This window comes from Mycobacterium sp. NGS63, assembly GCF_059812295.1.
In genome coordinates, this window is the sequence record NZ_JCALCJ010000003.1 from 250,503 (window position 1) to 267,855 (window position 17,353).

Here is a 17,353-nt window from a genome sequence, read left to right on the forward strand (position 1 = left end):
CGCTCACGCCCAGGGGTCCTCGCGCCGCCACACCGTCGGCATGTGCAACGCGACACTGTCCCGGGCGGCCAGCTCGTCCAGCACGCCGAGCGACACGTCCAGGTCGTCACCCGCATAGGGCAAGGCCCGCAAGGGTTTCGACAGGGGGCGAAAGAAGTCGTCCCAGTGGACCAGGATCACCCGGCGCGCGCCCACCGCGCGCACGGTCTCGGCCCAGTAGTCGAGCAGATAGGACCGCGGCCGCAGGCCCAACTGGCCGACGGACAGGTACGCGACCTCGGCGCGCTGCCCGGCGAGCGCGCCCTTGACGAAGCCGGCGCTGCCCTGGATCAGCAGCCGCCGGTCCGACGGCCGGTGCTGCACCAGCGCCGACCACGCCTCGCCGCAGCGGTAGGCCGACGCGCGCACCGGCGGCACCACCGGCGCCTCGATCGTGCCGGGAAACCGGTCCGGCGGGCAGTGGTGCGACTCGATCAGCGTTACGTCGAAGGCGCCCAACCGAATTGGCTCACCCGAGGTCGCGACGACGAGGCGGTCCTCGGCCAGGCCGTAGCCGCGCCCGACGTTGGCCGCGGACTCGCCCCCGACCAGCCGCGCGCCGGTGCGGTCGGCCACCAGCGCGGAATCCAGCACGTGGTCGATGTGGGTGTGCACCGGGACGACGGCCTCCAGCCGCGACACCTTGGCCCGGGCCAGGCAGCCGTCCACGCGTGCGGCCGACGGCGCCACCGTGCCGCCCGCCACCCGCGCCAGGCCGGGGCGCGAGAAGTAGCCGTCGGTCATCAGCGCGGACGACCCGTCGTCGAGCAACAGCGTCGCCACACCCAACCACGTGGCCGACAGCGGCGTGTCGCCGGCGGCGGCCGGCACGTCGAACCGGTCGGAATACCGCGCGATATCGGGTCGCCCCAGTTTCAGCCGCATCAGCAGAACGCCCTGACGTCGGTCCCGGCGGCCCTGACCCGGTCGCGCACCGCGGTCGCGATCTGCACCGCACCCGGCGAATCGCCATGCACGCAAACCGATTCCACGCGCACGTCGATCTCGGTGCCGTCGATCGCGGTGACCCGGCCCGAGGTCACCATGGCCACCACGCGCTCGGCGATCGCGTCCGGGTCGCCCAGCACCGCGCCGGGCGCGCGGCGGGGGACCAGCGTGCCGTCGGGCTCATACGCGCGATCGGCGAACGCCTCGGCCACCGTGCGCAGCCCGAGGCGCGCGGCCTCGTCGAAGAACGCCGAACCGGCCATGCCCAGCACCGGCAGCGCGGGGTCGACCAGCGCCACCGCCCGCGCGACCGCGGCCGCCTGCTCACGATGGGTCACGATCGTGTTGTACAGCGCCCCATGGGGTTTGACGTAGCACACCGCCGAGCCGGACGCCCGCGCGATCGCCTGCAGCGCGCCGATCTGGTAGACGACGTCGGCGACGAGATCGTCGGCCGCGACGTCGATGAAGCGCCTGCCGAACCCGGCCAGGTCGCGGTAGCTCACCTGCGCCCCGACGCGCACGCCGCGTTCGGCCGCCGACCGGCACACCCGCAGCAGGCCGGCGGGGTCGCCGGCGTGGAACCCGCACGCGACGTTGGCGCTGGTCACAATTCGCAGCATGGCGTCGTCGTCGCCGAGGCGCCAGACGCCGAAGCCCTCGCCCAAGTCGGCGTTGAGGTCGATACCGGCCACCCGCCCAGCTTATGGGGCCGTCGCGCGGCGGCGCCCCAGCAGCCAGCAGGTTAGGTAGATGGCGAACGAGATCGTCGCGACGAACACCGACACCGGCACGCCCGGCGCCAGCGACAGCAGGATGCCGCCGACGGCGGCGACCTCCGCGAAGACCACCGAGGCCACGATCGCCCCCGCCGGCGAGGCGACCACCCGGGCCGCCGCGGCCGCCGGCGTGATCAGCAACGACATCACCAGGAGCGCCCCGACGATCTGCACGGCCTGCGCGGCCACCACGCCGACCAGCGCGGCGAATACGACGCCCAGCGCTCGCACCGGAACCCCGCGCGCGGCCGCGACGTCCGGGTCGACGGTGGCGAACAACAGCGGGCGATAGCACGTACCGAGCACCGCGACGACGAGCAGGCAAACCAGCGCCAGCATCGTCAGGCCGGTGTAGCCGACGCCGACGATCTGGCCGGTCAGCAGCGCGAAGCTGGTCCCGGTCCGCCCGGGGTACAGGTGGATGAACAGCACCGCCAGGCCCAGCCCGAACGCCAGCACCACGCCGATCACCGAGTCGCGCTCCCGCGCGCGCTGCCCGAGGATGCCGAACAGCGCGGCGGCCAGCGCGCTGCCGACCAGCGCCCCGGCGCCCACCTGGAACCCGACCAGCAGCGCGAAAGCGGCCCCGGTCAGCGACAGTTCGCTGGACCCGTGCACGGCGAACGACATCTGGCGCATCACGATGAATGGCCCGATCAGCCCGGCCACCAGCCCCAGCAGCGCGCCCGCCACCACGGCCTGCTGGACGAAGTCGTGGTGCAGCAGGCTCGCGGTCAGGTCGAAGGAGAACAGGTGGTGCAGCATGTCGGCGAGGCGGCGGTTCACCGGCCGCACCCGTCGTCCGGCTCGCCCACCACGACGTAGCGGTTCCCGACCTTGACCACCTGGATGTCGGCCCGGTAGAGCTCCGACAGCGTCTCGCTGGTCATCACCTGCTCGACGGTGCCGATCTGGAAGCGGCCGTCGACCAGGTACAGCAGCCGGTCCACGTACGGCAGGATCGTGTTGATCTCGTGCGTGACGACGATGACGGTTGTTCCGGCGTCGCGGCGGCGCTTTTCGATCAGCGCCGACACCAGCCGCGCGTTCGCGGGATCCAGGGTCAGCAGCGGTTCGTCGCACAGCAGCAGTTGGGGGTCGCTGACCAGCGCCTGGGCGATGCGCACCCGCTGCAGCTCCCCGCCCGACATCACGCCGACGCGCACGCCGGCCAGGTGTTCGCCGTTGACCTGGCGCAGCGCGCCGGCCACGGCGGCGCGCCGGCGCGCCCGGTCGGCCGAGCGCAGCGGCGCGCCGCCCCAGCGGCGTCCGTCGATACCCAGCCGCACCAGGTCGCGCCCGCGCAGCATGACGTCCCGGTCGATCGGGCGGTGTTGCGGCACGTAGCCGATGCTCGCGCTGCCGGAGGTGACGGGCCTGCCGCCCACCAGCGCGGCGCCCGCGCTCAGCGCCAGCTGCCCGAGCAGGACCCTGAGCAGCGACGTCTTGCCGCTGCCGTTGGGCCCGAGCACGGCGACGAACTCGCCCGGCGACACCGACAGGTCGAGGTGGTCCCACAGCACCCGGTCGCCGAACGCCAGCCGGGCGCCGCGCAGCGCGACGGCCACCGCGCTTACCGGCTCGACCGCAGCGCGGCCAGCAGCTGGTCGACCGTGTTGCGCTGCCAGGTCAGGTAGTCGCTGCCGTCGGGCAGCGTCTCGCTCACCTCGGTGACCGGGACGCCCGCGCGCCGCGCGGCATCCCGCAGGCCGTTGATAGCCGAGCTGGACGTCTGCGGGTTGACCAGCAGCGCCGAGACGCGGCGGTGGTCGATCATGTCGAGCACCGACGCCATGTCGGCCGGCGAGGGATCGGTCTGGTTCTCGTTGGCCGCGCTGAACGCGGCCGGGGTGCGATTGACCAGCCCCGCCGCGGCCAGCAGGTAGTTCGCGTCGGGCTCGGTCGCGATGACCCCGGCGTCGGGGTAGGCGCTGCCGATGGCGTGTTCGGAGATCGCGATCGCGTCGGCGCCGCGGCAGAACGCGGCGGCGTTGGCGCGGTAGTCGAGGGCGTTGGCCGGGTCGATGGCCGCCATCCGGTCGGCGATCGAGGTGGCCACCGACTTGGCGACGTTCAGGTCGTAGAAGACGTGCTCGTTGGGCGGGTCGGCGCCCGGCCCCGCGTGGGCGACAAACGAGTAGGCGTCGACGGATCGCACTTTCGGATGCCGGGCCAGCACCTGGTCCACCCAGGGGTCGTAGCCGCCGCCGTTGTAGACGACGAGGGCGGCGTCGGTGATCGCCGCGGCGTCCGACGGGCTGGCCATATAGGAGTGCGGGTCGGCGTCGGCGCCGCGCACCAGGGCTTCGACGGCGACGTGCCCCCTGGTGACGGCGCCGGCCACGCTGCCCCACACGTCCGTCGACGCGATAACGGTGATCGCGCGCGGGTCCGCCGGACCGGCGCAGCCGGGAACCGCCGCCAGCCCTGGCAGGACGAGCAGAACGGCCGATAGCCACCGCTTCATACGCACGCCCGTGTCCTCTCGCCGGCCCGCCAGCCGACCCATAATACTAATGAAAATCGTTTCCAATAAAAAGTTGCGTTTCGGCGCCTCGTGTGCGGTGGCGACGATCGGCTGTAGCGTCACCGAACGTGAGTCCCACCCCGCGCCGGCGTGCGACTCTGGCGTCGTTGGCCGACGAGCTGAACGTCTCGCGCACGACGGTCTCCAACGCGTTCAACCGGCCGGATCAGCTCTCCGCCGACCTTCGCGAGCGGGTGCTCGCGACGGCCAAGCGGCTGGGTTACCCGGGTCCCGACCCGTTGGCGCGCTCGTTGCGGACCCGCAAGGCCGGCGCGGTCGGCCTGGTGATGGCCGAGCCGCTGACGTATTTCTTCTCCGACCCGGCGGCGCGGGATTTCGTTGCGGGAGTGGCGCAGTCGTGCGAGGAGCTGGGGCAGGGGCTGCTGCTGGTCGCCGTCGGGGCCAGCCGCAGCCTCGACGACGGAACGGCCGCGGTGCTGGGCGCCGGGGTGGACGGGTTCGTGGTGTATTCGGTCTGCGACGACGATCCCTACCTGCAAGTGGTGCTGCAGCGGCGGCTGCCGGTGGTGGTGGTCGACCAGCCCAAGGGCCTGTCCGGGGTGTCGCGGGTGGGCATCGACGACCGCGCGGCGATGCGCGAGCTGGCCGACTACGTGCTCGGGCTGGGCCATCGCGAGATCGGACTGCTGACCATGCGGCTGGGCCGGGACCGCCGGCAGGGGCTCGTCGACGCCGAGCGGCTGCGGTCACCGGCCTTCGACGTGCAACGCGAACGCATCGTCGGCGTGTGGGAGGCGATGACGGCCGCGGGCGTCGACCCGGATTCGCTGACCGTGGTGGAAAGCTACGAGCACCTGCCCGAGTCGGGTGGCGCGGCCGCCAAGGCGGCGCTGGAGGCCAACCCGCGGATCACCGCGCTGATGTGCACCGCGGACATCCTGGCCCTGTCGGCCATGGATTACCTTCGCGCGCATGGCATTTACGTGCCGGGGCAGATGACCGTCACCGGGTTCGACGGCGTGCCCGACGCGATCGGCCGCGGGTTGACCACGGTGGCCCAGCCCAGCCTGCGCAAGGGTCAGCGGGCCGGCGAGCTGCTGCTCAAGCCGCCGCGCTCGGGCCTGCCGGTCACCGAACTGCTGGACACCGAGCTGACGCGCGGCCGCACCGCCGGGCCGCCGGCGTAGTTAGGAGTCCGTGTCGCCGATCAGCAACCGCACGGCCAGGTCCAGCCGCTTGCTGACGTCGGTCGCCGAGGCCCGCCGGGTGAGCCAGGCCAGCAGGTTCGACAGCCACACGTCCGAGATCACCCGGGCGATGTGGTACTGGTCCTCGGTGGGTTCGCCGTCGGCCATGGCCCGGGCGAACATCGAGTCGATGAGCTTCTCGACCTGGTCGACCTCGCTGGCCGCCGAGGCGTCGGCGAAGACGTAGGCCCGCGTCATCGCCTCGGTCAGCAGGGGGTTGCGCTGCATCGCGCGGTTGAGCTTGCCCACCATGTAGTTCAGCCGCTGGAACGGGGTGCCGCCGGCGACCGCGGAGCGGTCCGTCTTGGCGTCGATGCGGCCGAACTCGCGGCCCAGCGCCGACACCAGCAGGTGCACCTTCGACGGGAAATACCGGTACAGGGTGCCCACCGCCACGTCGGCGCGGTCGGCCACCGCGCGCATCTGAACCGCCTCGTAGCCGCCCTTGGACGCGATCGCCATGGTGGCGTCCAGGATGCGTTTGCGGCGTTCCCGCTGCGCCTCCGAGCCGAGCTCGGACTCGGCCAGTACCGCCACGTTCATGACCTCGCGCGGCTGCGAGTCCGAAACGCGATCCGGGGACGGGTTCGCTGACGACATCTGAGGGGGTGCTCCTTTTTCAGGTGGTCCGTTCGCAAACGATACGCATGCTGTGGGTGAATTTCCCACCTCCCCGCAGCCGGGACAACGACGTGTACTGCTGTGATGGCGTTCGACTTGACGCTCGATCGCTGGCACTATTAGAACACGTTCTAGTGGGCATTAGTCGCCCTTGTCGTCACGTCGAACCAATCACGCGGAGGCCCAGGGTGGTAGCGACCGTCACCGACGAACAGTTCGCCGCGCGTGCGCTGGTGCGCGACTGGGCCCGCAACACCACGTCGGGGCCGGGCGGGACGGCCGCTATCCGCGCGGTCGAACAGGGCGACGCCGGCGCGTGGCGGCCGGTCTTTGCCGGGCTGGCCGACCTCGGCATCTTCGGGGTGGCGATCGCCGAGGACCACGGCGGCGCCGGCGGCAGCGTCGAGGACCTGTGCGCGATGGTCGAGGAGGCGGCCAAGGCGCTGATAGCAGGGCCGGTCGCCACGACGGCGCTGGCCACCCTGGTGCTCGACGATCCCGAACTGCTGGCCGCGCTGGCCTCCGGCGAACGCTTTGCCGGGGTGGCGCTCGACGGTGACGTGAAATTCGACGACCACCGGGCCTCCGGAACCGTCGAATTGGTGCTGGGCGGCGCGCCCGGCAGCGTCGCGCTGGTGCCGGCGGGCGACGACTGGCTGCTCGTCGACACCGACGGCGACGGCGCGCAGCTCGAGCCGCTGCCGGCCGCCGACTTCTCCCGGCCGCTGGCCCGGCTGGTGCTGACGGACGCGCCCGCCACCCCGATATCCGATCGCCGCGTCGAGGAACTGGCCGCGACCGTGCTGGCCGCCGAGGCCGCCGGCATCGCCCGGTGGTCGCTGGACACCGCGGTCGCCTACGCGAAGGTGCGCGAGCAGTTCGGCAAGCCGATCGGCAGCTTCCAGGCCGTCAAGCACCTGTGCGCGGAGATGCTGTGCCGCGCCGAGCAGGCCGAGGTGGCCGCCGCCGACGCCGCGCGCGCCGCCGCCGAATCCGACGCCGACCAGTTCTCCATCGCGGCGGCGTTGGCCGCGAGCACCTGCATCACCGCCGCCAAGGCCAACGTCAAGGACTGCATCCAGGTGCTCGGCGGCATCGGCTGCACCTGGGAGCACGACGCGCACCTGTACCTGCGCCGCGTGCACAGCATCGGCAGGTTCCTGGGCGGCGCCGAGCGCTGGCTGCGCCGCATCACCGCGCTGACCCAGGCCGGGGTGCGGCGCCGCCTGGGCATCGACCTGTCCGAGGTCGAGCACCTGCGGCCGGAGATCGCCGCCGCGGTCGCCGAGGTCGCCGCGCTGCCCGCCGAAAAGCGGCAGGTGGCGCTGGCCGAGGCGGGGCTGCAGGCGCCGCACTGGCCGCCGCCGCACGGGCGCGGTGCGGGCCCGGCCGAGCAGCTGCTGATCGACCGGGAGCTGGCGGCCGCCGGCGTGGCGCGGCCGGACCTGGTGATCGGCTGGTGGGCGGCGCCGACCCTCCTCGAGCACGGCACGCCCGATCAGGTCGACCGGTTCGTGCCCGCCACCCTGCGCGGCGAATTCCTTTGGTGCCAACTGTTTTCCGAGCCGGGGGCCGGGTCCGACCTGGCGTCGCTGCGCACCAAGGCGGTGCGCACCGAAGACCAGGGCGGCGGCTGGCTGCTCACCGGGCAGAAGGTGTGGACGTCGGCCGCGCACAAGGCGCGGTGGGGCGTGTGCCTGGCGCGCACCGACCCCGACGCCCCGAAGCACAAGGGCATCACCTACTTCCTGGTGGACATGAAGTCCCCGGGCATCGAGATCCGGCCGCTGCGCGAGATCACCGGCGACTCGCTGTTCAACGAGGTCTTCCTGGACAACGTGTTCGTGCCCGACGCGATGGTGGTCGGCACGGTCAACGACGGCTGGCGGCTGGCCCGCACCACGCTGGCCAACGAGCGCATCGCGATGGCGTCGGGGACCGCGCTGGGCAACCCGATGGAGGAGCTGCTGAAGCTCTTGGCGGCAAGGGATCTCGATGTCGCCGAGCAGGACCGGCTGGGCCGGCTGATCGTCACCGCCCAGACCGGCGCGCTGCTGGACCAGCGCATCGCCCAGCTCGCCGTCGGCGGCCAGGACCCCGGCGCGCAGTCCAGCGTGCGCAAGCTCATCGGCGTGCGCTACCGGCAGGCGCTGGCCGAGTTCACGATGGACGTCTCGGCCGGTGGCGGGCTGGTCGACAACCGCGCGGTGTACGACTTCCTCAACACGCGCTGCCTCACCATCGCCGGCGGCACCGAGCAGATCCTGCTCACCGTCGCCGCCGAGCGCCTACTGGGACTGCCGCGCTAGCCGAGATCGGCTGCGGCGGCGTGTAATTCGCGCAGCGCCTCGCACGCGATGGCGCCCAAGTCCCGGGCTTCGTCCGGCTCTGTCCAGCGGGCATAGGCCGTCTTGAACGCCAGCGCACCGAGCTCGGCGGCCAACGCGGCCGTCGGCTCGGGCACGCCGCGCGATTGCAGCGCCTCCGACGTCGCGAGGGCCAGCCCAATCTGCTTGAGCGCGTTGCGTTCCTGCAGTTCGGCGCTGGCGGCGATCGCGGCCTTGAGCCTGGGCGCGAGGTCCCGGTTGAACGACGTGAACGCCGCCGCCGCCGACCGCATGCCGGCGCACACCGCGGCCAGCGGCGTCGCGTCGGGCGGCGCCGCGGCGATGCCCTCGCGGAGCAGTTGCGCGATGGCGTCCTGGCCGGCCGCCAGCACGTCACGCTTGTCCGGGAAGTGCCGAAAGAACGTGCTCTTGGTCAGGCCGGCGCGCTCGGCGATCTGCGCGACCGTGGTCTCGTCGTAGCCGCGTTCGTTGAACAGGTCCAGCGCGGCGGCGACCAGGCGTTCGCGTGCGTCGGGCTGCCAGCGGGCCATGAGCCCAGCTTAGTGATGCGACCATGGTCCCGTCACCGGTGTAGAGTGATGGGACCATAGTCGCATCACATGAACGGAGCTGCTCGTGCGCGTATTCGTCACCGGCGCCAGCGGAGGAATCGGCTCGGCCGTCGTCTCGCAACTGATCGCCGCCGATCACGAGGTCGTGGGCCTGGCCCGATCCGAGGCCGCGGCCCAGACCGTCAGCGCCCTCGGCGCCAAGCCGCTGCGCGGCGACGTCGCCGACCTCGACGCCCTGCAGAACGCGGCCGGCGACGCCGACGGCGTCATCTACCTCGCGTTCTCGCACGACTTCAGCGCCGTCGGGGACGCCATCGGGGACGAGGCGCGCGCGGTCGCCGCTCTCGGCGACGCGCTCGTCGGCACCGGCAAGCCGCTGGTGCTCGCCAGCGGCACCCCCACGGTGCCCGGCCGTGCGAGCACCGAAGAGGACCCCTTCAACGCCGAGGGCCCGATGGCCGGGCGCGGCCGCACCGCACAGGCCGTCATCGACCTGGCCGGGCGCGGCGTCCGTTCGGCCGCGGTGCGGCTGCCGCGGTCGGTCCACGACGCCGGCGGTCGCTACGGCTTCGCCGGCATGCTGATCCAGGCCGCGCGGCGGCGCGGGGTGTCGGCCTTCGTGGGCGACGGCTCGCAACGCTGGCCCGCGGTGCACCGGGACGACGCTGCGTCGCTGTTCCGGCTTGCCCTCGAAGAGGCCCCGCCCGGCTCGGTCCTGCACGCGGTGGGTGACGAAGGCGACCCGATGCGGGCGATCGCCGAGGCGATCGGGCGCCGGCTCGGTGTGCCCGTCGAGCCCGCCCCGGCCGAGACCTTCGGCCCGCTCGGCGCCATCTTCGCCGTCGACCAGCCCTCGTCCAGCGCGCTGACCCGACAACGGTTCGGCTGGCACCCCGCCGGCCCGAGCCTGCTCGAAGACCTCGAAACCGGGGACTTCCCCGAGTAATCCGTTGACTCTGCGTGTACGGCGCGAAAGTGCGAGAAGGTCGCGCCGTCAACGCAGAGTCAATGTCAGGAGAACGTCGTCTGCGCGCAGGTGCTGGGCGAGGTGATGTTGACCCCGGGGTAGACGACCTGGATATGCGTGCAGGCGATGACGCTGATGTCGGTCTTGGGCTGGCCGGTCTGCCAGTCGGCCGAGTCGATGCGGCCGGTGGTCTGGTACTTGTCCGGCGGCCCCTCGCCGAAGTAGACGGTGGTGATCTCGTCGGAGCCCATCGCCTTGTTCACCCGTTCGTGTTCGCCGGCCGCGTGCACGTCGAGGTAGGCCAACCGGTTCGGCGAGCGGATCTCGGTGGTCTGGCGCGCCCACAGGCCGGGCGGGAAGCCGGTCACGCCGTCCGGCGTGCGCATGTCGGCCCCGACGGTGAAGTCGCAGTGGCCGTCGCCCTTGAAGCAGTTGAGGAAGGCGTGGGTCTCCAGCTGGTTGGGGCCGTCCAAGGGGAACAGGGTGGTGGCGGTGTTGCTCGCCGCCGAGCAGACCGGACCGGGGAGCAGCGCCAGCATGCCGCCAACGGCCGCAAATCCCGTTAAGAGCCGCTTCATCCCGCTCTCCTTCTGGTTCGCCAGGCGACTACTCGTCGTAGGTGACTTCTACCGAATCAGATTCCGGGTGAGATTGACAGGCCAAAATCAGGCCTTCGTCGAGATCCTGCTGCTCCAGCACGTCGTTGACCTCCATGTTCACCTTGCCGCTGCGCAGCGTGCAGGCGCACGCGCCGCAGTGGCCCTCCCGGCACGAGAACGGCGCGTCCAGCCCCTTGGCGAGCAATACGTCGAGCAGCTTGGCGTTGCGCGGCCACGACACGGTGTGGGTCTCGCCGTCCAGCTCCACCACCACGGTGGCGGGGGGCTGGTCACCCTCGGCGGTGTCGTCGATTTTGACGGCCGCGAACGGGTCGGAGTCCAGCGACTTGAACACCTCGATATGCACCTGCGCGGCGGGCACTTGCAGCCCGTCCAGCGCTACCCGCGCGGCGTCCATGAACGGGCCGGGGCCGCAGATGAACACGGGCCGGTCGGTGTAGGGCGCGGCCAGCTTCGCCAGCGCATCCGCGCTCGGCAGCCCCTGCAGCGACTCCAGCCAGTGCACCACGGTGAGCCGGTCGGGGTACTTGGCGCACAGCTCGCGCAGCGCGTCGGCGAAGATCACCGAGCGGTCGTCGCGGTTGGCGTAGAGCAGCGTCACCCGCCCGCTGCCCTCGGCGAGCGCCGACTTGCAGATCGACATGATCGGGGTGATCCCGCTGCCGGCCGCCATCAGCAGGAAGTCGTCGTCGAGCGTCTTGGGCACGAAGTTGCCCGAGGGCGCCAGCACGTGGACGCGCATGCCCGCGTGCGCGTTGTCGCACAGCCAGTTGGACGCGTAGCCGTCCGCGGTCCGCTTCACCGTGACCGTCAGCGCATCGTCGGTGAACGGCGAACTGCACAGCGAGTAGCAGCGCGCCACCGAGCCGGTGCGGTCGCTGGGGACGCGCAGGGTCAGGAACTGGCCGGGCGCGTACCGCAGCCGCTCCGGGGGGATGTCCGGATCGCCCGGCGACGCGGGCACCGCGAACACCAGCGACCTCGCCTCGTCTGTCTCGGCGACGACCTCGGCGATCTGCAGCTCGAGGACGTGGTCGCCTAGTGGCTCGTCGGGCGCCTGGTCCAGATCGGCTTCCGTCAAGACCCGTCCGTCCTTTCCTGGTAACTAGAACATGTTACAGAAAACCCGATTCATACCGCTACCAGCCGCAGGAATACCCTGCTCGACACAAATCGGAACGTGTTCTAGTCTTTCGTGTAAGTCCACTCTGTCAGTCTGGCCCGGAAGGCAAATCTAGTGACGTCCATTCAACAGCGCGATGCGCAGTCGGTGTTGGCTGGGATCGACGATCTTCTCCCTAAGATCCGCGAGCGCGCCCAGGCGACGGAGGATCTGCGCCGGCTGCCCGACGAGACCGTCCAGGACCTCGAGGACGTCGGCTTTTTCACCCTGCTGCAGCCCGAGCAGTGGGGCGGGCTGCAGTGCGACCCCACCCTGTTCTACGAGGCCGTCCGCCGGCTGGCCAGCGCCTGCGGTTCCACCGGCTGGGTGAGCTCGATCATCGGCGTGCACAACTGGCACCTGGCGCTGTTCGACCAGCAGGCCCAGGAGGAGGTGTGGGGCGACGACCCCAAGACCCGGATCTCGTCGTCGTACGCCCCGATGGGCGCGGGCGTGGTGGCCGACGGCGGCTACCTGGTCAACGGCTCGTGGAACTGGTCGTCGGGCTGTGACCACGCGTCCTGGACGTTCGTGGGTGGCCCGGTCATCAAGGACGGCCGGCCGGTGGACTTCGGCAGCTTCCTCATCCCGCGCAGCGAGTACCGCATCGACGACGTGTGGCACGTCGTCGGCCTGCGCGGCACCGGCAGCAACACGTTGGTGGTCAAGGACGTCTTCGTGCCCCGGCACCGCTTCCTGTCCTACAAGGCGATGAACGACGGCACCGCCGGCGGGTACCGGACCAACACCGCCCCGGTCTACAAGATGCCTTGGGGCACAATGCATCCCACCACCATCTCGGCGCCCATCGTGGGCATGGCCTACGGCGCCTACGACGCGCACGTCGAGCACCAGGGCAAGCGGGTGCGGGCGGCGTTCGCCGGTGAGAAGGCCAAGGACGACCCGTTCGCCAAGATCCGCATCGCCGAGGCGGCCAGCGACATCGACGCCGCGTGGCGGCAGCTGTCCGGCAACGTCGCCGACGAGTTCGCGCTGCTGTCGGCCGGCAAGGAGATCCCGTTCGAGCTGCGCGCCCGGGCCCGTCGCGACCAGGTGCGCGCCACCGGCCGGGCGATCTCCTCGATCGACCGGCTGTTCGAGGCGTCCGGCGCCACCGCGTTGGCCAATGACCAGCCGGTGCAACGGTTCTGGCGCGACGCGCACGCCGGCCGGGTGCACGCGGCCAACGACCCCGAGCGCGCCTACGTGATCTTCGGGAACAACGAGTTCGGGTTGCCGCCGGGCGACACCATGGTGTGATGACCGCGACGGACGAGCTGACGTTCGAGTCCACGTCGCGCTTCGCCGAAGTGGACGTGGACGGGCGGCTGAAGCTGCACTACCACGAGGCCGGGGCCGGCAACGATCAGACGATCGTGCTGCTGCACGGCGGCGGCCCCGGCGCCGCGAGCTGGACGAACTGGTCGCGCAACATCCCGGTGCTGGCCGAGCGATTCCACGTGCTGGCCGTCGACCAGCCCGGCTACGGGCACTCCGACAAGCGCGCGGAGCACGGGCAGTTCAACCACTACGCCGCCCGGGCGCTCAAGGGGCTCTTCGACCAGCTGGGCCTGGGACGCGTTCCGCTGGTGGGCAATTCGCTGGGTGGGGGCACCGCGGTCCGGTTCGCGCTCGACTATCCCGACCGGGCCGGGCGCCTGGTGTTGATGGGTCCCGGCGGGCTGAGCGTCAACCTGTTCTCGCCGGACCCGACCGAGGGCGTCAAACGGCTCGGCAAGTTCTCCGCCGAGCCCACCCGCGAAAATCTCGAGGCGTTTCTGCGGGTGATGGTGTACGACCAGAAGCTGGTCACCGACGAGCTGATCGATCAGCGCTTCGCGCTGGCCAGCACGCCGGAGGCGCTGACGGCGACCCGGGCGATGGGAATGTCGTTCGCGGGGGCCGACTTCGAGCTCGGCATGATGTGGCGCGAGGTCCACCGGCTGCGCCAGCCGGTGCTGCTGATCTGGGGGCGGGAGGACCGGGTCAACCCGCTGGACGGCGCACTGGTGGCGCTGAAGACCATCCCGCGTGCGCAGCTGCACGTTTTCGGGCAATGTGGGCACTGGGCGCAGGTGGAGAAGTTCGACGAGTTCAACAAGCTGACCGTAGATTTCCTGGGAGGCGCGCGATGAGTATCCGGTCGCTGGGCTACCTGCGCATCGAGGCCACCGACATGGGGGCATGGCGCGAGTACGGCCTGAAGGTGCTCGGCATGGTGGAGGGCAAGGGCACAGTAGACGGAGCGCTGTACCTGCGGATGGACGATTTCCCGGCGCGCCTGGTCATCGTGCCCGGCGAGCACGACCGGCTCTCGGAGGCCGGCTGGGAATGCGCGAACGCCGAAGGCCTGCAAGAGATCCGCAAGCGCCTCGAGGTGGAGGGCACGCCCTACAAGGAGGCCACCGCGGCCGAACTGGCGGATCGCCGGGTGGACGAGATGATCCGGTTCTCCGACCCGTCGGGCAACTGCCTCGAGGTCTTCCACGGCGCCGCGCTGGAGCACCGCCGGGTGGTCAGCCCCTACGGCCACAAATTCGTCACCGGCGAGCAGGGCCTGGGGCACGTGGTGCTGACCACCCGCGACGACCAGGAGACGCTGCACTTCTACCGGGATGTGTTGGGCTTCAAGCTGCGCGACTCGATGCGGCTGCCGCCGCAGCTGGTGGGCCGGCCCGCCGATGGCGTGCCGGCCTGGCTGCGGTTTTTGGGTTGCAACCCGCGCCACCACAGCCTCGCCTTCATGCCCGGGCAGACCCCCAGCGGCATCGTGCACCTGATGGTCGAGGTCGAAGAGGCCGACGACGTGGGCCTGTGCCTGGACCGGGCGCTGCGCCGCAAGGTACCGATGTCGGCCACGCTGGGCCGCCACGTCAACGACCTCATGCTGTCGTTCTACATGAAGACCCCGGGCGGGTTCGACGTCGAATTCGGTTGCGAGGGCAGGAAAGTCGACGACGGCGACTGGATCGCCCGGGAGAGCACCGCGGTGAGCCTGTGGGGCCACGACTTCAGCGTCGGCTTCAAGGGCTGATGACCACCCCGCCGATCGACCCGCGCGCCTTCCGCAGCGTGCTGGGCCAGTTCTGCACCGGGATCACCATCATCACCACCGTGCACGACGAGGTCCCGATCGGGTTCGCCTGCCAGTCCTTCGCGGCCCTGTCGCTGGATCCGCCGCTGGTGCTGTTCTGCCCCACCAAGGTCTCGCGCTCCTTCCAGGCGATCCAGGCCAGCGGCCGGTTCTGCGTCAACGTGCTCACCGAGGAGCAGAAGGACGTGTCGGCGCGATTCGGGTCCAAGGAACCCGACAAGTTCGCCGGGATCGACTGGCACCCTTCCGAATTGGGTTCGCCGATCATCGACCGGTCGTTGGCCTACATCGATTGCACGGTGGCGTCCGTGCACGACGGCGGCGACCACTTCGTGGTGTTCGGCGCGGTGCACTCGCTGTCGGAAGCGCCCAAGATCAAGCCGCGGCCGCTGCTGTTCTACCGCGGCGACTACACCGGCATCGAACCCGACAAGACGACGCCGGCGCAGTGGCGCGACGACCTGGAAGCCTTCCTCACCACCACCACCCAAGACACCTGGCTCTGAGGTTCCGCGAGCGTAACGCCAGTGCGAGTGTCGGCGCGTTCTGTCGCCCTGGCGTTACGCTCGCGTCCCGGATGGCCCGTTGAGGGGACGGGCCACCGCCGCATCAGTTGGACGCTTCCCTGGGTGAGTGCCTGACGGCTCCTCCGTCGGCCGGCTCGTCCGCGGGCTCCTGTTTCGGGGTCTGGGGATCGATGCGCTCGGCGCGGTCCCAATGTTCCTGGACTTGGTCGCGGGACGTCGCCACCTCGCTCTGCTGGGTCGCCGCTCGCTCCTGCAGCCTGGCGGCTTCGGCGGCCTTGGCTTCGGCCTCGGCCTGCGCGGCGCGCCCCCTGGCGGCCGTCTCGTCGGCGAGCGCCTGGCGGCGTTCGAGTCTGGTCGTCGCCACCTTGGCCTGCTCGCGGATCTCTGCGGCCTGCCGCTGGCGGCGCCGACGCGCCGCCGCGGTCACCGCGACGACCACAGCGGCAATCACCAGGACCGCCACCACGGCGATCACAATCCAAACAGTCGTGTTCATCGGGGACTCCGTCGTTCGTGGATATTGGAGGTGCAGCCCGCCCGTACCGGGTCCCCCTATTCGACAGGGATCAAACAAGCGCGACTTCAGCGCCGGTAGGTCGCGTCGGTGTTCGCGTCCTGGAACATCTCGGAGACGATCAGCCAGGACCCGTCGCCCTGCCGCTGCAGGGCACGCAACGAGAAGTTGTCCCGATCGATCGTGCCGCCGCCGACGAGTCCCTGACCTTGCACCCTGAGGTGTGCCGACACCAGCACCACTTCCGGGGCCAGCACGCGAAAGCTCGTTTCCGGCGGGCCGGCGAGTTCGCCCCGGTTGAAGTTGTCGTCCCGGAAGAGGCCGGTGAGGTAGTCGACGATTTCCTCGCGCCCGCGTTTGACCGTGCCGAAGGCGTTGACCCAGTCGGCGTCGTCGGAATACACGGCCCGCAGGGCCGTGGCGTCGCGCTCCTCGAAGGCCTTCAACAACGTGAGCAGCGTCTTGCCGATCGCCTCCCGATCCGCGGTTGGCAGGTCCGAAAAGTCGGTCGGCATGGGGGGAACAGTAGCCCTCGGGACAGAATGGCCCTATGTCGCTGGATCTGAACGCGTACTTCGACCGCATCGACTTTCGCGGCGCGGCCGAGCCGAATCTCGAGGCGCTGCGGAGCCTGGTGACCGCCCACACGCGAACGATCCCGTTCGAGAACCTCGATCCGGTGATGGGAGTGCCGGTCGACGACCTCGGCCCAGAGGCGCTGGCCGACAAGCTCGTTCACCGGCGGCGCGGCGGCTACTGCTACGAACAGAACGGGTTGATGGGCTACGTGCTCGCCGAAATCGGCTTTCGGGTGCGGCGATTGGCCGGCCGGGTGATCTGGATGCTGCCGCCCGACGCGCCGTTCCCCGCGCAGACGCACACCGTGTTGGCGGTGACGTTCCCCGGATCGCAGGGGTCCTACCTCGTCGACGTCGGCTTCGGCGGCCAGACACCGACCTCGCCGCTGCGCATCGAAACGGGCACCGTCCAGCAGACCAGCCACGAGCCGTACCGGCTCGAGGACCGCCGCGACGGGCTGGTCCTGCAGGCCCAGCTCCGGGGCGAATGGGTGCCGCTCTACGAGTTCACCACCCGCACCCGGCCCGACATCGATCTGAGGGTGGGCAGCTGGTACGTCTCCACCCACCCGTCGTCGCACTTCGTCACCGGCCTGATGGCCGCGCTGGTCACCGGGGACGCCCGGCTGAACCTGGCCGGCCGCCACCTCACCGTCCATCGCGCCGGCGGCAGCGAGAAGATCCGGCTGGACGACGCGGCCGCCGTCGTCGACACCCTGGCCGGCCGGTTCGGCATCAACGTGGCCGACGCGGGCGAGCGCGGCGCGCTGGAAGCCCGCCTCGAAAAGGTCCTCGGGGCGGTGTGATCGGCCGCTGGTCAGCCGCCGATAGTGATGACCGCCATACCCCCCTAAATACGTCGAATTGTAA

At 70.8% G+C, this 17,353-nt stretch carries 19 protein-coding genes; 8 read left to right on the forward strand and 11 right to left on the reverse strand.

Annotated features, from left to right (window positions below; genetic code table 11):
* Positions 1-3 precede the first annotated feature (3 nt).
* The 5 genes from AC5Y4Z_RS08105 to AC5Y4Z_RS08125 are packed head-to-tail and all read right to left on the reverse strand — an operon-like array spanning position 4 to position 4,233.
* Positions 4-924 (reverse strand): MBL fold metallo-hydrolase, encoded by a 921-nt coding sequence (locus tag AC5Y4Z_RS08105; RefSeq protein WP_499962419.1) that lies wholly within the window; start codon positions 922-924, stop codon positions 4-6.
* Complete coding sequence (locus AC5Y4Z_RS08110; RefSeq protein ID WP_499962421.1) at positions 924-1,682, reverse strand: LamB/YcsF family protein; 759 nt, start codon at positions 1,680-1,682, stop codon at positions 924-926. Before AC5Y4Z_RS08110 ends, AC5Y4Z_RS08105 begins: the two co-directional genes overlap by 1 nt.
* Before the next feature lie 9 nt (positions 1,683-1,691).
* Positions 1,692-2,552, reverse strand: a complete 861-nt coding sequence (locus tag AC5Y4Z_RS08115; protein WP_499962423.1) for a metal ABC transporter permease — start codon at positions 2,550-2,552, stop codon at positions 1,692-1,694.
* The gene (locus AC5Y4Z_RS08120; RefSeq protein WP_499962425.1) at positions 2,549-3,334 is read right to left on the reverse strand and encodes a metal ABC transporter ATP-binding protein; all 786 of its coding nucleotides are present in this window, start codon (positions 3,332-3,334) and stop codon (positions 2,549-2,551) included. Before AC5Y4Z_RS08120 ends, AC5Y4Z_RS08115 begins: the two co-directional genes overlap by 4 nt.
* Positions 3,335-3,339: 5 nt before the next feature.
* Positions 3,340-4,233: a metal ABC transporter solute-binding protein, Zn/Mn family gene (locus AC5Y4Z_RS08125; protein WP_499962427.1), complete on the reverse strand. Its 894-nt coding sequence runs from the start codon at positions 4,231-4,233 to the stop codon at positions 3,340-3,342.
* A 128-nt stretch (positions 4,234-4,361) separates the two neighbouring features.
* Here AC5Y4Z_RS08125 and AC5Y4Z_RS08130 point away from each other — a divergent pair, with 128 nt between their 5' ends.
* Positions 4,362-5,441 carry an Rv3575c family transcriptional regulator gene (locus tag AC5Y4Z_RS08130; protein ID WP_499962429.1) on the forward strand — a complete coding sequence of 360 codons (1,080 nt, stop codon included), beginning with the start codon at positions 4,362-4,364 and terminating at the stop codon, positions 5,439-5,441.
* Here AC5Y4Z_RS08130 and kstR read toward each other — a convergent pair whose 3' ends face one another.
* Entirely contained in the window at positions 5,442-6,038 is a 597-nt protein-coding gene (gene kstR, locus AC5Y4Z_RS08135; RefSeq protein WP_499963282.1) for a cholesterol catabolism transcriptional regulator KstR, read from the reverse strand. It abuts the gene before it with no gap.
* Between the two features lie 272 nt (positions 6,039-6,310).
* On the opposite strand from kstR, the gene AC5Y4Z_RS08140 reads away from it, so the two are divergent.
* On the forward strand, positions 6,311-8,431 hold the full coding sequence (locus tag AC5Y4Z_RS08140; protein WP_499962431.1) for an acyl-CoA dehydrogenase family protein: 2,121 nt from the start codon (positions 6,311-6,313) through the stop codon (positions 8,429-8,431).
* Here the strand turns inward: AC5Y4Z_RS08140 and AC5Y4Z_RS08145 are convergent.
* On the reverse strand, positions 8,428-9,000 hold the full coding sequence (locus tag AC5Y4Z_RS08145) for a TetR/AcrR family transcriptional regulator (protein WP_499962433.1): 573 nt from the start codon (positions 8,998-9,000) through the stop codon (positions 8,428-8,430). The genes AC5Y4Z_RS08140 and AC5Y4Z_RS08145 overlap by 4 nt on opposite strands.
* Before the next feature lie 85 nt (positions 9,001-9,085).
* Between AC5Y4Z_RS08145 and AC5Y4Z_RS08150 the strand changes: the two genes are divergently transcribed.
* Positions 9,086-9,967: an SDR family oxidoreductase gene (locus tag AC5Y4Z_RS08150; RefSeq protein WP_499962435.1), complete on the forward strand. Its 882-nt coding sequence runs from the start codon at positions 9,086-9,088 to the stop codon at positions 9,965-9,967.
* A 65-nt stretch (positions 9,968-10,032) separates the two neighbouring features.
* On the opposite strand, the gene AC5Y4Z_RS08155 is transcribed toward AC5Y4Z_RS08150, so the two are convergent.
* Together AC5Y4Z_RS08155 and AC5Y4Z_RS08160 are read right to left on the reverse strand one after the other, a co-directional pair.
* Positions 10,033-10,566 (reverse strand): hypothetical protein, encoded by a 534-nt coding sequence (locus AC5Y4Z_RS08155; RefSeq protein ID WP_499962436.1) that lies wholly within the window; start codon positions 10,564-10,566, stop codon positions 10,033-10,035.
* A 28-nt stretch (positions 10,567-10,594) separates the two neighbouring features.
* The gene (locus tag AC5Y4Z_RS08160; RefSeq protein ID WP_499962438.1) at positions 10,595-11,689 is read right to left on the reverse strand and encodes a 2Fe-2S iron-sulfur cluster-binding protein; all 1,095 of its coding nucleotides are present in this window, start codon (positions 11,687-11,689) and stop codon (positions 10,595-10,597) included.
* A 156-nt stretch (positions 11,690-11,845) separates the two neighbouring features.
* On the opposite strand from AC5Y4Z_RS08160, the gene hsaA reads away from it, so the two are divergent.
* Genes hsaA through hsaB form a run of 4 tightly spaced genes read left to right on the forward strand, consistent with a single transcriptional unit; the run spans position 11,846 to position 15,370 of the window.
* Positions 11,846-13,030, forward strand: coding sequence for a 3-hydroxy-9,10-secoandrosta-1,3,5(10)-triene-9,17-dione monooxygenase oxygenase subunit (hsaA, locus tag AC5Y4Z_RS08165; protein WP_499962440.1), 1,185 nt, complete (start codon positions 11,846-11,848; stop codon positions 13,028-13,030).
* A complete protein-coding gene (hsaD, locus tag AC5Y4Z_RS08170; RefSeq protein ID WP_499962442.1) occupies positions 13,030-13,905 on the forward strand; it encodes a 4,5:9,10-diseco-3-hydroxy-5,9,17-trioxoandrosta-1(10),2-diene-4-oate hydrolase in 876 nt (291 codons plus the stop codon). The genes hsaA and hsaD overlap by 1 nt, the downstream gene beginning before the upstream one ends.
* Entirely contained in the window at positions 13,902-14,804 is a 903-nt protein-coding gene (gene hsaC, locus AC5Y4Z_RS08175) for an iron-dependent extradiol dioxygenase HsaC (RefSeq protein WP_499962444.1), read from the forward strand. Before hsaD ends, hsaC begins: the two co-directional genes overlap by 4 nt.
* Positions 14,804-15,370, forward strand: a complete 567-nt coding sequence (gene hsaB / locus AC5Y4Z_RS08180; protein ID WP_499962446.1) for a 3-hydroxy-9,10-secoandrosta-1,3,5(10)-triene-9,17-dione monooxygenase reductase subunit — start codon at positions 14,804-14,806, stop codon at positions 15,368-15,370. Before hsaC ends, hsaB begins: the two co-directional genes overlap by 1 nt.
* 103 nt (positions 15,371-15,473) lie before the next feature.
* On the opposite strand, the gene AC5Y4Z_RS08185 is transcribed toward hsaB, so the two are convergent.
* A complete protein-coding gene (locus AC5Y4Z_RS08185) occupies positions 15,474-15,887 on the reverse strand; it encodes a hypothetical protein (RefSeq protein WP_499962448.1) in 414 nt (137 codons plus the stop codon).
* Between the two features lie 86 nt (positions 15,888-15,973).
* Complete coding sequence (locus AC5Y4Z_RS08190; RefSeq protein WP_499962450.1) at positions 15,974-16,420, reverse strand: YybH family protein; 447 nt, start codon at positions 16,418-16,420, stop codon at positions 15,974-15,976.
* Positions 16,421-16,455: 35 nt separating this feature from the next.
* Between AC5Y4Z_RS08190 and AC5Y4Z_RS08195 the strand changes: the two genes are divergently transcribed.
* Positions 16,456-17,289 carry an arylamine N-acetyltransferase family protein gene (locus tag AC5Y4Z_RS08195; protein WP_499962451.1) on the forward strand — a complete coding sequence of 278 codons (834 nt, stop codon included), beginning with the start codon at positions 16,456-16,458 and terminating at the stop codon, positions 17,287-17,289.
* Positions 17,290-17,353: the final 64 nt, after the last annotated feature.